Annotated in this window: 11 protein-coding genes; 5 read left to right on the forward strand and 6 right to left on the reverse strand. The window is 69.2% G+C overall.

What is annotated here, in order from left to right; translation table 11 throughout:
• Positions 1-54 precede the first annotated feature (54 nt).
• Positions 55-2,424, reverse strand: a complete 2,370-nt coding sequence (locus H5411_RS13820) for a Tex family protein (RefSeq protein ID WP_101435412.1) — start codon at positions 2,422-2,424, stop codon at positions 55-57.
• 168 nt (positions 2,425-2,592) lie between these two features.
• Here H5411_RS13820 and H5411_RS13825 point away from each other — a divergent pair, with 168 nt between their 5' ends.
• Positions 2,593-4,086 (forward strand): chitinase, encoded by a 1,494-nt coding sequence (locus tag H5411_RS13825; RefSeq protein WP_312878223.1) that lies wholly within the window; start codon positions 2,593-2,595, stop codon positions 4,084-4,086.
• On the opposite strand, the gene H5411_RS13830 is transcribed toward H5411_RS13825, so the two are convergent.
• Both H5411_RS13830 and H5411_RS13835 read right to left on the reverse strand, forming a co-directional pair.
• Positions 4,058-5,533: a flavin-containing monooxygenase gene (locus H5411_RS13830; protein ID WP_183123988.1), complete on the reverse strand. Its 1,476-nt coding sequence runs from the start codon at positions 5,531-5,533 to the stop codon at positions 4,058-4,060. The two genes, H5411_RS13825 and H5411_RS13830, sit on opposite strands and share 29 nt — an antisense overlap.
• 100 nt (positions 5,534-5,633) lie before the next feature.
• Positions 5,634-6,728, reverse strand: a complete 1,095-nt coding sequence (locus tag H5411_RS13835; RefSeq protein ID WP_183123989.1) for a winged helix DNA-binding domain-containing protein — start codon at positions 6,726-6,728, stop codon at positions 5,634-5,636.
• 80 nt (positions 6,729-6,808) lie between these two features.
• Between H5411_RS13835 and H5411_RS13840 the strand changes: the two genes are divergently transcribed.
• The 3 genes from H5411_RS13840 (at position 6,809) to H5411_RS13850 (ending at position 8,708) form a co-directional block, all read left to right on the forward strand.
• Positions 6,809-7,825: an AraC family transcriptional regulator gene (locus H5411_RS13840; RefSeq protein WP_183123990.1), complete on the forward strand. Its 1,017-nt coding sequence runs from the start codon at positions 6,809-6,811 to the stop codon at positions 7,823-7,825.
• 140 nt (positions 7,826-7,965) lie between these two features.
• The gene (locus H5411_RS13845; protein ID WP_183123991.1) at positions 7,966-8,502 is read left to right on the forward strand and encodes a hypothetical protein; all 537 of its coding nucleotides are present in this window, start codon (positions 7,966-7,968) and stop codon (positions 8,500-8,502) included.
• On the forward strand, positions 8,484-8,708 hold the full coding sequence (locus H5411_RS13850) for a hypothetical protein (RefSeq protein WP_183123992.1): 225 nt from the start codon (positions 8,484-8,486) through the stop codon (positions 8,706-8,708). The genes H5411_RS13845 and H5411_RS13850 overlap by 19 nt, the downstream gene beginning before the upstream one ends.
• Here H5411_RS13850 and H5411_RS13855 read toward each other — a convergent pair.
• Entirely contained in the window at positions 8,657-9,280 is a 624-nt protein-coding gene (locus H5411_RS13855; RefSeq protein WP_183123993.1) for a TetR/AcrR family transcriptional regulator, read from the reverse strand. The genes H5411_RS13850 and H5411_RS13855 overlap by 52 nt on opposite strands.
• A 164-nt stretch (positions 9,281-9,444) precedes the next feature.
• On the opposite strand from H5411_RS13855, the gene H5411_RS13860 reads away from it, so the two are divergent.
• Entirely contained in the window at positions 9,445-9,729 is a 285-nt protein-coding gene (locus tag H5411_RS13860; protein WP_183123994.1) for a hypothetical protein, read from the forward strand.
• Between the two features lie 97 nt (positions 9,730-9,826).
• Here the strand turns inward: H5411_RS13860 and H5411_RS13865 are convergent, their stop codons facing one another.
• Positions 9,827-11,140 (reverse strand): MFS transporter, encoded by a 1,314-nt coding sequence (locus H5411_RS13865; RefSeq protein ID WP_101435405.1) that lies wholly within the window; start codon positions 11,138-11,140, stop codon positions 9,827-9,829.
• Entirely contained in the window at positions 11,137-12,363 is a 1,227-nt protein-coding gene (locus H5411_RS13870) for a M20 metallopeptidase family protein (protein ID WP_101435404.1), read from the reverse strand. Before H5411_RS13870 ends, H5411_RS13865 begins: the two co-directional genes overlap by 4 nt.
• Positions 12,364-12,468: the final 105 nt, after the last annotated feature.

Raw genomic sequence — 12,468 nt, forward strand, 5'->3', positions numbered from 1 at the left:
GGGCTCCTTGCGGGAATCTGATTCCCTCAAGGAGCCCTTCACGGACGTTCGCTGCTACTTGCCGAATCCGGCCCGTCGGAGAGCGTCCGCCATCGCGCCGCCGCCTCCGGAGTCGCGACGGTCCCGGCCACCGCGCTGCTGCGGCTGGTTCCGGCGCTGACCGCCGCCGCCCTGACCGCCGCCCTGGCCGCGGTCCCGTCCGCCGCCACCGCCGCGGTTGGCGCCCGCGCCGGGCTCGTCGTCCAGGCGCAGCGTCAGCGAGATCCGCTTGCGCGGCACGTCGACGTCCAGCACCTTCACCTTGACGATGTCGCCCGGCTTCACGACGTCGCGCGGGTCCTTCACGAAGTTCTTCGACAGCGCCGAAACGTGCGCGAGGCCGTCCTGGTGCACGCCGACGTCGATGAACGCGCCGAACGCGGCCACGTTCGTCACCACGCCCTCCAGCCGCATGCCCGGCTTGAGGTCGGCGATCTTCTCGACGCCCTCGGCGAAGGTCGCGGTCTTGAACGCCGGACGCGGGTCGCGGCCCGGTTTCTCCAGTTCGGCCAGGATGTCGGTGACCGTCGGGAGCCCGAACGTATCGTCGACGAACTCGGCGGGCTTCAGCGCCTGCAGGGTCCGGGCGTTGCCGATCAGCTCGCGGATGCCGACGCCGGTGCGGTCGAGGATCCGCCGTACGACCGGATAGGCCTCCGGGTGCACCGAGGACGCGTCGAGCGGGTCGTCGCCGTCCGGGATGCGGAGGAAGCCCGCGCACTGCTCGAACGCCTTCGGGCCGAGCCGCGCGACCTCCTTGAGCGCGGTGCGGGTGCGGAACGGGCCGTGGGAGTCGCGGTGCGCCACGATGTTCTCCGCGAGCGACGTCGTGATGCCCGAAACCCGCGTCAGCAGCGGGGCGGACGCGGTGTTCACGTCCACGCCGACCGCGTTCACGCAGTCCTCGACCACCGCGTCCAGCGAACGCGACAGCGACACCTCGGACAGGTCGTGCTGGTACTGGCCGACGCCGATCGACTTCGGGTCGATCTTCACCAGTTCGGCCAGCGGGTCCTGCAGCCGGCGCGCGATCGAGACCGCGCCGCGCAGCGAGACGTCCATGCCCGGCAGCTCCTGCGAAGCGAACGCCGACGCCGAGTACACCGACGCGCCCGCCTCGGACACGACCGCCTTGGTGAGCTTCAGCTCCGGGTGCTTCTTGATCAGCTCGACCGCCAGCTTGTCGGTCTCTCGCGACGCGGTGCCGTTGCCGATCGAGATCAGGTCGACGTTGTGCTTCTTGGCCAGCACCGCCAGTTCGGCGATCGACTGGTCCCATTTGTTCGCCGGCTGGTGCGGGTAGATCACGTGGGTGTCGACGACCTTGCCGGTCGCGTCGACCACGGCCACCTTCACGCCGGTGCGGAAGCCCGGGTCGAGGCCCATCGTCGCGCGGGTGCCCGCCGGGGCGGCCAGCAGCAGGTCGCGCAGGTTCGCCGCGAACACGCGCACGGCGTCGTCCTCGGCCGACTGGCGCAGCCGCATCCGCAGGTCGATGCCCAGGTGCAGGAGGATCTTCGTGCGCCAGGCCCAGCGCACGGTGTCGCCGAGCCATTTGTCCGCCGGGCGGTCCTGCTGGCTGATCCCGAACCGGGCGGCGATGCGCTGTTCGTACTCGGTCGGCCCGACGCGGGGCGGAGCGTCCTCGGCGGGCGGCTCGGAAGGCTCCATCGTGAGGTCGAGGATCTCTTCCTTCTCGCCGCGCAGCATCGCGAGGATCCGGTGCGAGGGGAGTTTGGTGTAGGGCTCGGAGAAGTCGAAGTAGTCGGAGAATTTGGCCCCGTCGGTCTCCTTGCCCGCGCGGACCTTCGACACGAGGTGGCCCTCGGCCCACATCTTCTCGCGCAGCTCGCCGATCAGGTCGGCGTCCTCGGCGAAGCGCTCGACCAGGATGGCGCGCGCGCCGTCGAGGGCGGCCTGCGCGTCGGCGACGCCCTTGTCCGCGTCGACGAACACCGCGGCGGCCGCCTGCGGGTCGGTCGACGGGTCGTTCAGCAGGCCGTCGGCCAGCGGCTCCAGACCGGCCTCGCGGGCGATCTGCGCCTTGGTCCGCCGCTTCGGCTTGTACGGCAGGTAGATGTCCTCCAGCCGCGACTTCGTGTCCGCGGCGAGGATCTGCGCCTCGAGCGCTTCGTCCAGTTTGCCCTGGCTCCGGATGGACTCCAGGACCGCGGCGCGGCGTTCGTCCAGCTCGCGCAGGTAGCGCAGCCGCTCCTCGAGCGTGCGCAGCTGGGCGTCGTCCAGCTCTCCGGTGACTTCCTTGCGGTACCGGGCGATGAACGGCACCGTGGACCCCTCGTCGAGGAGGGTCACGGCGGCCTTGACCTGCCCTTCGCGCACCCCCAGCTCTTCGGCGATCCGCTGCTCGACCGACTGCACGCTCAAAACCAGGCTCCTGCTTCGTCTCGGGTTGCTCCGAGCCTGCATTCTGCCGCTGCCCGCCCGGCCCGCTGCGGATGGCCCGCCGAAGCACCTCCGGAAGTTCCTTGACATCCGTATTGGTCTAGTCCATTTTGAGGTGATCTGGCTCACTGCCCCTGCGGAGGTCTGCCCGTGTCCCCACACCCGTCCCCCCGGCGGCTGCCTGCCCTGGTGTCCTTGCTGGCCTCGGTCGCGCTCGCGCTCGGAGTCACGCTCGCCCTCGGCACCACCAGCGCGTCGGCCGCGAACATCCTCGCCAACCCCGGCTTCGAGAGCGGCTCGCTCTCCGGCTGGACCTGCACCGGCACCGCGTCGGTCGTCTCGACCCAGGCGCACGGCGGCAGCCATTCGCTGAGCGCGGTGCCCTCCAGCTCCGACACCGCGCAGTGCTCCCAGCAGGTCACCGTGCAGCCCAACACCGCGTACCAGCTGTCCGCGTGGGTCCAGGGCAGCTACGTCTACCTCGGCGTTTCCGGCTCGGCCTCGCAGAACACCTGGACGCCCGGCACGACCGGCTGGCAGCAGCTCAGCCTGAGCTTCACTACTGGCGCGTCCACGAGCCTCACGGTGTACCTGCACGGCTGGTACGGCCAGCCCGCCTACCTCGCCGACGACGTGAACCTCGACGGCCCGGGCACCCCGCCCACGACGTCCACGAACCCAACGACGCTGACGACGCCCACCACTTCGACCACGACACCGACGACGACCACCAGCACGCCGCCGCACAACGGCGACCTGCCGAAGCACATCCTCACCGGCTACTGGCAGAACTTCGACAACGGCGCGAAGACGCTGAAGCTCGCTGACGTGCCCACGACGTACAACGTCATCGCGGTCGCCTTCGCCGACGCCACCACCACGCCCGGCGCGGTGAGCTTCACGCTCGACCCGGACCTGTCGGCGAAGCTCGGCGGCTACACCGACGCGCAGTTCCGCGCGGACATCAAGACCGTGCAGGCGCGCGGCCAGAAGGTGATCATCTCGGTCGGCGGCGAGAAGGGCACGATCAGCGTCGGTGACAGCCAGTCGGCGAGCAACTTCGCCAACTCGGTGAAGCAGCTGATCTCGACGTACGGCTTCGACGGCGTCGACATCGACCTGGAGAACGGCATCAACGCCACCTACATGGGACAAGCGCTGCGCAGCATTCACGACGGCGGCGGTTCGGTGCTCACCATGGCACCGCAGACCATCGACATGCAGTCCACCCAGGGTGGCTACTTCCAGCTGGCGCTGAACGTCAAGGACATCCTCACCGTCGTCAACATGCAGTACTACAACTCGGGCGCGATGAACGGCTGCAACGGAAACGTCTACTCCCAGGGCACGGTCGACTTCCTCACCGCGCTCTCGTGCATCCAGCTGCAGGGCGGCCTGCGAGCCGACCAGGTCGCGTTCGGGCTGCCTGCTTCAGGCTCGGCGGCCGGCGGCGGGTACCAATCGCCGTCGAACGTCGTTTCGGCGATGAACTGCATGGCGAAGGGCACCGACTGCGCGTCCTTCAAGCCGTCGGCGACGTACCCGGAGTTCCGCGGCGCGATGACCTGGTCCATCAACTGGGACGCGTCGAACGGCGACTCCTTCGCCAACACGGTCAGCGCGGGGCTGAAGAACCTGCCCTGACCGAACGCACCAGGTAGTCGGCCGGGTCGAGTGCCCTGGTCCGGCGGTCGTATTCGGTGACCAGCCCGGGCCAGTTGGTGCTCACCCGGCCGTTTTCCTGCCGGTACCAGCTGGTGCACCCGCTCCAGACGCTGTGCGAGAGCCGCGCTTGCACCTCGCGGTCGTAACGCTCCTCGACCTCGGCGCGCACCTCCAGCGACGCCACGTCCGGCCGCGCGAGGTGCTCGACGGCCTGGCGGAGATAGCGCGCTTGCCGTTCGATCATGTAGATGATCGAACCGGCCCCGAGGTTGGTGTTGGGACCGTAGACGCAGAACATGTTCGGGAATCCCGGCACTGTCATGCCGAGATACGCTCGCGCGCCGCCGCGCCACGCCTCGGCCAGCGACTGGCCGTCGCGGCCGAGCACCTTCATCGGGCCGAGGAATTCCGTCGCTTTGAACCCGGTGCCGTAGATCAGCACGTCCGCCTCGTGCTCCACGCCGTCCGCGGTGCGCACGCCGCGCGGGGTGATCTCCTCGATCGAGGACGTTTCGACCGAGACGTTCGGCTGGGCGAGTGCGGGCAGGTAGTCGTTGGTGAACAGGATCCGCTTGCAGCCCAACGGATAGTCCGGCTTGACCTTGCGGCGCAGCGCGCGGTCCCTGAGATGACGACGGCGCAATTGGGCGGCGCGCAGTTCGAACATCTTGGTCAGCAACGGATGCCGCGTCATGCCGTAGGTCGCGTACTCTGCGAGCAGGAAGATCCGCGCGCGGCCGAAGAGCTGCGTCTTCGGCAGGCGGCGGAAAAGCCGCTTCTGCCAGTCCGCGTAGCGGCCGTCGTTCTTGGCCAGGATGTACGGCGGGGTGCGCTGGAAGACGGTGACGTGCGCGGCTTCCTTGCGGATCTCCGGCACGAACTGGATCGCGCTCGCGCCGGTGCCGATCACCGCGATCCGCTTGCCCGCCAACGGGACTTCGTGGTTCCACTCGGCGGAGTGGAACGCCGCGCCGGCGAAGGTTTCGCGGCCGGGGATCGACGGCCGCGCCGGCCGGGAAAGCTGGCCGACGGCGGGCACGAAGACGTCTGCCTCGAAGGTTTCGCCTTGTGCGGTCTCGATCCGCCACCGGCCGTTGTCGTAGGTCGCGGACGTGACCTCGCGGCCGTACCGGATGTGCGGTTCGATGCCGTATTTCGCGACCACGCGCTTGAGGTAGGCGTGGATGTCGGGCTGCATCGCGTACCGCTTCGGCCAGTCCGGATTCGGCTCGAAGGAGAACGAGTACAGCGGCGACGGGATGTCGCAGGCCGCGCCGGGGTAGGTGTTCTCGCGCCACACGCCGCCCGGTTCGGCCGCCCGCTCCAGGATCGTGATGTTCGGGAAACCGGCGCGCTTCAGCTCGATCGCGGCGCCGATTCCGCCGAACCCGGTGCCCACGATCAGCACCGACGGGGTGTCGTCCATAGCCCGAAGCTACGCAGGCGGCCGCCAGTGCGGAAGGGCACGAACGGCCACTCGATCGAGAATTCCGGCCACCCGGGCGTCGTGCGCGGCAATCGCGGTTCTAACCGGGATCGCCGCTCACGACCTCGTGGGTCTTGCCGGGCTCGGCCCACGCGAGCAGCTTCCGCCCGGCGCTCTCCACCGCGGCGGTGTCGCGTTTCGGGAGGCGTTCGAACGGCGTGAGGACCAGCGTCGCCGACTCGCGGGTGCTCGTGGTTTCCCAGATCCCGCGGACTCGGCCGTCGACCAGCAGGGTGCCTTTCACCAGGCCGTTGACGGTGATCACGCGTTTGCGGTGCTCGCCGCTGAGCATCCGGGTGCGGTCGGCGTACGACAGCAGTGTCTGGTCGAACGGGCCCAACAGCCGCGGCGGGGCGGGCGTGTCCTCGTCGGGCAGCGTGGCGTCCGGCAGGTCGTAGAGCGTGCGGCCTTCGGGGTCGAGGTAGGTGCGCAGGTCCATCTGCTCGACCACCTCGCCGAGCTTCGTGATGCCAGCCCAGGTCTGCATGTCCGCCACCGTCGCCGGACCGAACGCGGCGAGATAGCGGCGGATCAGTTCGGCGGCGGACGGTTCGGGCGCGGCGACGCCTTCGAGCCAGTGGTGCGCGACCTGGTACGTCGGCTGCCCGGCCTTGCCCCACACTCCGCGCGGCGGGATCTGCACGAGCGGCAGAATCGCGCGGACCAGGAACATCAGCGAAGCGGCCGGGGTCTCCGGATAGTGCTCGACCAGCGCCTTGCCGAGCTGATCGCTCGAGTACGGCCGTTCGCGCAGCAGCTCGCGGGTCGTCTTCGCCACCGCGTCGTGGTCGAGTTTGGCCAGCGGCTCCCGGTGCTGGTTGGCCGCGGTCAAAGCGCGGTCCATGACGATCTGCACCAGCGGCCGCCAAGCGAGCGCGTCGGCGGCGGGGACGAGGTGCACCGTGCCGCGCATCAGCACCATTCGCACGACGCTGCGATCGAGCAGCAGGCTCGAGAGATCGTCTGGCTGGAAACGCTGAAGGCGGCACCACAGCGCGTAATACGGCGGGAACGGCGCTTGCGCTTGCAGCCCCGCGAGATGCGCGACGGCGTCGAGAACCGGCATTTTCGCGGGCTTCAGGAGCAACTGCCGGTCCAGGGTCGCGCGGTTGAGGACGCGGTGGGAAAGGTGCACGGCGGGAGCTTAACGAGCAACCCGGACAGTTTTGGCCCTCGATCGGCACGCGGACGGCCGGTTGATCCATAATTTCGGCCATGGCCGAGCTAGCGGCACCCGCCATCCGCGACTGGGACTTCCCGCGCGGCACCGCGAGTGTGCTGCTCATGCACCGCTTCGCCGAGGAACACGGCGTCTCGCTGCCCGGGGTGCCGGTCGAGGAACTGCGCGCGCCGGACCGCCAGCTCGACGCTCGGCAGGAGCTGGCTGTCGTCCGCGCGTTGCTGTCGACGGTCGGCTCGGGCGACGACGTCGCGCTCAGCCTCGGCTGCCGGTACCGCGTGACGACGTTCGGCATCTTCGGTTTCGCCTGCATCAGCAGCCCGACGATGCGCGACGCGATGGTGTTCGCCTTGCGCTACTTGGATTTGTCCTTCACCTTCTGCATTCCGCACGTCGAGCTGGACTCGGCCGGACTCCGTCTGGTGCTGGACGATTCGCGGGTGCCGGACGACGTCGCCCGGTTCCTCGCCTTGCGCGACCTGTCCGCGATCTGCACCGTCATGCGGGATCTTCTGCCGGAAATCTCCTTGGCGCGGACGGAGTTCCGCTTCCCGTCGTCGTCCTTTGTGGACGCTTACCGGACTGCTTTCGGCGTCGACCCGGTTTTCGGTGCGGCCGAGCACCGGGTCACCCTCGATCCGGCGCTGGTGAATCTTCCGTTGCCGCAAGCCAACGAGCAAACCGTCGCGCTGTGCGCCGCGCAGTGCGACGCCCTGGTCGCCCGCCGCCGTACGCGCTCGGGAGTCCCGCAGCTGGTGCGGGAACGGCTGGTGCGGCTCGGCGGGGCAGACGCCGGGATGGACGAGATCGCCCGCCAGCTCACCCTCAGCACGCGAACGCTGCGACGGCGGCTGACCGAGGCGGGCACCGGCTACCGGCAGCTGCTCGACGAGGTGCGCCAGACGCTCGCGGAAGAAATGCTCGACACCGGCGCGCTGTCCGTCGACGACGTAGCCCTGCGCCTGGGCTACGCCGAAGCGTCGAGCTTCATCTACGCCTTCAAGCGCTGGACCGGTACGACACCCGCGGCGTACGCGAGGCGCAAGCGCTAGGGGTTATGGGCACTTCGTTGCACAATTCCGAAGGCTCCCCGCATGGCTCGACCGCGCGCCTTCGGTCGCGAGCAGGTGCTCACTGCCGCCACTGACCTGTTCTGGCGGCGGGGCTTTCACGCGACCAGCGCCGAAGAGCAGTGCCAGGCAACGGCCGCAGCAGCCTGTACAACACCTTCGGCAGCAAGGGTGCTCTATTCGCCGAATGCCTCGCCCGTCATCTCGACGCCACCGCGCAGGCGATCGTTACAGGAGCGGTCCTCCCATGCCCACGCCCCCTGGTGCCGCCCGCGGTCTATGTGCTGGCCGCCAGCGTCGCCGTGTTCTTGGCTGGCAACGTGCTTGCCGCGCTCGCGACGACGTGCTCGGCGATGGTGGTCGCGCGGGGTGATCAGCGGCGTCGCCTCGCAAGCCTTCTTCGGCATCGCGATTTCCCTGTGCGGGCAACTGGTCGAAGAACGCGTGCGCGGCCGAACGGCCTGATGCTCGGCACTTTGCTCGGGCTGCCGTTGGCGACCTTCGCGGGCGGACATTACGGCTGGCGGGCGGCATTTGGGACAATCACCCTGCTGACCGTGCTCGCCGCGCCGCTGACTCAGTACCCGGTGCGCGACCCGGTCCCGTCCGGCAGGCCCAGCCGCGGGAAACCGCCGACCTCGTGGTCGGCACCGTCCTGAATGCGGCGTTCATCACGCTCGGGGTCATGCTCGGCTCGTCCGGCGGAGCGAGCCTGATCGAGCCGTACGGCCTGCGCGCGCCGATCGTGCTCGGCGCCGCGATGGCCGTGGCTGCAATCCTGACCATTTTGCCCGCCTTGCGCCGGGGTGCGGCTCAGCCGGTGCCGCGTGCTCCGGAGGTCTGCTGCGCCAGCACGGCCGGATAGGTGGTTTCCAGCAGCTGCACCAGCGATTCCACCAGGAAGGCGCGCAGTTCGGCCCGGTCCAGCGTGCCGCGGACCAGCCATTCCCGGGACGCGGCGCGCAACATCCCGCCGTACGCGCGGATCATCGCCCGCAGCTGCGGATGTCCGTGGGCGGGCAGCAGGGCCGCGGCGAGCACGCGGTCGGCGGCGATCTCGTCCGCTTCCCGCAGGATCTGCTCGACCTCCGGGTCGTGCGCCGCGTCGATCACGGTGAGCCAGGCGTCGCGATTGCGTTCCACGACGTCGATCCACCGGTCGATGCCGATCTCCAGCCGCAGCCGGGGCGGACCGTCCGGAAGCGCGTCGACCACCGGGGCGGGCACGATCGTCATTTGGCGCACCACTTCGAGATACAACTCGCGTTTGCCGCCGAAATAGTGGTTGATCAGCGGACGGGCGACCCCCGCGGCGGCCGCGATGTCCGAAGTGGACACCGAAGAGTAGCTGCCCGCGCCGAAGCACCGCCGGGCCGCGGCGAGGATCTCGGCGCGCCGCTGCTCGGGGTCCAGCCGCCGCCGGGGTCCGCTGCTCACCGGGCCAGCCTCTCCGCCGGGCAAGGTCGTTGTCAACACGTTGCGAAGCAGGCGTACGTGTCGTCACCGAATGCCGTTACCCAACCGGAACAACCGGCTGGTAACTCGAGCCGCCCCGGCCGCGACCCTTCAGCCGGGGGGACCTGGGGCGAGCGGAGCGGGCGATGGACGGCACGGACCAGCCTGAGCCGCCCGGCCGGTGGGTCGGGGTGCGCCTGCACCACCGGCACGTCCGGATGGACGACCGGCCCTGCGCGACCGGCTGCCCGGAGGACGAGCTGACGGTGTCGTACCCGGGGATACTGATCAGCAGCTACGACAACGGCGAGCTGGTGGAGGAGCGCTGGATCCCGTTGGGAGCCGAGCCGAGCGAGGAAGACGACGAAGCGCTGATCGACCAGCTGCGCGAGGCGCTGTGGTGGCAGCTCGGCGATAGTCAGGACAGCTGAAGCACGCCAGCGGTCCGTGAGGGGAACTCTCCCGGAATCAGGGTTCCCCTCACGGACTTTTCCGCCGTCGTGAGCAGTCCACTGTGGACGGGCGGGCTTACGTTCCTGACCCGGTGACCGCCCGGTCGACGGGCTCCGTCTTCTCCCTCAGGTCGACGCCCCGGGTCTCCGGAAGCGTGAACGTGACCAGCGCGCTGATCACCATCAGCACGATCCCGTAAATGATGAACAGCGACGGATGTCCGTTCCCGGCGAACAACGTCTGCAGGTACGGCGCCGTGCCACCGAAGGCCGCGACTGCGATCGAGTACGGCACGCCGACGCCGACCGCTCGGATGCGGGTAGGGAAGATTTCCGCGTAGACGGCCGGACCGATGGACGAGAACCCGGCCATGAAGAGCAGCGCGATCGACATCGCCACGAACAGCTGCCACGGCTCGTGCCCGACCATCGCGTTCAGCGGGAAGCTCAGCAGGAGCAGGCCGGCGATCGCGATGAACAACACCGGCTTGCGGCCGATGCGGTCGGACACGATGCCCCACAACGGCAAGGCGATCAGGAAGACCACGTTCGCGAACACGCCCGCCCAGAGCGCGCCGGTAGGGGGAACGCCCCGCACGGTGATCGCGTACGACGGCGCGGCGACGGCCCACATGTAGTAGATGACCGTCGCGCCGACGGTCAGCCCGACGACCTGCGCGAGCAGCTTCGGGTTCTTCTTGATCGTCTGCCAGATCTGGCCCTTTTCCTTCGCGGCATTGTTCTTCGAAGCCTGGAACACCTCGGTCTCGCGCATGCGCAGCCGCACGTAGAGCGAGTAGAGCCCGAAGACGCCGCCGAGGATGAACGGGATCCGCCAGCCGAAGGAGAGCATCTGCTGGTGGCTCAGCACCCCGGAGAGAACCGCGCCCAGCAGGGTGCCGACAAGCACGCCGCAGGTGCCGGAGAAGTAGATGAGGCTCGACCACAGCCCGCGGCGGGCGGGCGGCGCGACCTCGGCGATGTAGGTCTGCGCGGACGGCAGTTCACCGCCGTGCGCGAGGCCCTGGGCCAGCCGCGCGACCACGAGGATCACCGACGCCCACACGCCGATTTGGCCGTACGTCGGGGAAAGGCCGATGACCAGGCTGCCCGCGGCGGCGATCGCGACAGTCAGCGCCATCGCCAGCTGACGGCCCTTGCGGTCGGCGACCCAGCCGAACACCCAGCCGCCGATCGGCCGTGCGGCGAATCCGACCGCGAACACCGCCAGCGTGCTCAGCAGCGCCGAAACCGCACTGTGGGCGTTGAAGAACTGCGACGCGAAGAACGACGCGAACGTCGCGTAGACGTTCCAGTCGAACCATTCCATCGCGTTGCCGGCGCCGAGCCCGAACAGGGTGCGGCGACGGTCTGGGACCACAGTTGTCATCGCAGTGCTCCTTCGGCGAAACGGTCGAGACGGCGGACGGCGAGTTCGGCGTAGACGGTGGCGGCGCGCGACAGCACGGACGGGTCGAAATCGGCGTACGGGCTGTGGTTGTTGGGCGCGGTGTGCGGTTCGAGGCCCGGCATCAGCGCGCCGAGACCGAGGAACGTGCCGGGCACCGCGGCGAGCACGCGGGAGAAGTCCTCGGAACCGGCGACCGGATTGGGCAGTTCGGTGTAGTACTGCTCGCCGATCGTCTCGCGGACGACCTCGGCCCCGAACGCTGTCTCGTCGACATCCGTGACAGTCACCGGGTATTCGTTCTCGAACACGACGTCCGCGGTGACGCCGTTCGCCCGCGCGACACCGTCGATGGTCTCGCGAATGGTGGTGTCGAGCAGGGCGGCAGTGTCGTCGGAGAAGCAGCGGACGGTCGCTTCGAACTCTGCCGTCGCGGGGATGACGTTGCGCTTGGTGCCACCGCGGATGACGCCGACGGTGAGCACCGCCGGGTCGAAGATGTCCAACCGGCGCGTGATCATGGTCTGGAGGGCGGTGATCATCGCCGCGGCGGCGGAGATCGGGTCCTTGGCGCGGTGCGGCATCGACCCGTGCCCGCCTTCGCCGTGCACCGTCACGAGCAGCTTGTGCGAGGCCGACATCAGCGTCCCGGGACGGCTGGCGAACTGGCCGCTGGGGAGCATCGACGAGAAGACATGGAGCCCGTATGCGGCGTCGACGCGTCGGCCAGCGGCGTCGAGCACGCCTTCCTTCAGCATCACGCCCGCGCCGTCCCAGCCTTCCTCGCCGGGCTGGAACATCAGCACGACGTCGCCGTTGAGCCGGTCGCGGTGCGTGTGGAGCAGCCGGGCCGCGCCGACCAGCGACGTGGTGTGCAAATCGTGGCCGCACGCGTGCATCGCGCCGTTGGTAGCGGCGAAATCGAGCCCGGTCGCCTCCTGGACCGGGAGCGCGTCCATGTCTGCTCGCAACAGGACCGTGCGCGGCTCGGCCGAATCGCGGGCGGAGCCCTCGCCGCGGAGCACCGCGGTGACCGACGTCGTGTCGGTTCCGGTGGAGATCTCCAGCCCGAGCCCGTCGAGTTCGCGCAGGACCCGTTCCTGGGTGCGCGGCAGGTCGAGACCGATCTCGGGCTCGCGGTGCAGATCCTGGCGCAGCCGCGCCAGGTCGTCCTGCTGGCTGCGGGCGTCTTCGTGGAGATCCACCGGCTCGGCTCCTCTTCGTTGGGGAACGGCGTCTTGGTGGTCGAGTGTGCGAACTCACGTCCGATATCGCGTTAGAGTTGTCGGAATCGCTCGCGAACCGGCCTT

It is taken from the genome of Amycolatopsis echigonensis (assembly GCF_014174495.1).
Taxonomy (GTDB): Bacteria; Actinomycetota; Actinomycetes; order Mycobacteriales; family Pseudonocardiaceae; genus Amycolatopsis; species Amycolatopsis echigonensis.

Bases quoted from the DNA above. Each gene is read 5' to 3' on its own strand.
- H5411_RS13830 (WP_183123988.1), bottom strand. From the start codon at position 5,533: ATGGACGACACCCCGTCGGTGCTGATCGTGGGCACCGGGTTCGGCGGA.
- H5411_RS13840 (WP_183123990.1), top strand. From the start codon at position 6,809: ATGGCCGAGCTAGCGGCACCCGCCATCCGCGACTGGGACTTCCCGCGC.
- H5411_RS13860 (WP_183123994.1), top strand. From the start codon at position 9,445: ATGGACGGCACGGACCAGCCTGAGCCGCCCGGCCGGTGGGTCGGGGTG.
- H5411_RS13865 (WP_101435405.1), bottom strand. From the start codon at position 11,140: ATGACAACTGTGGTCCCAGACCGTCGCCGCACCCTGTTCGGGCTCGGC.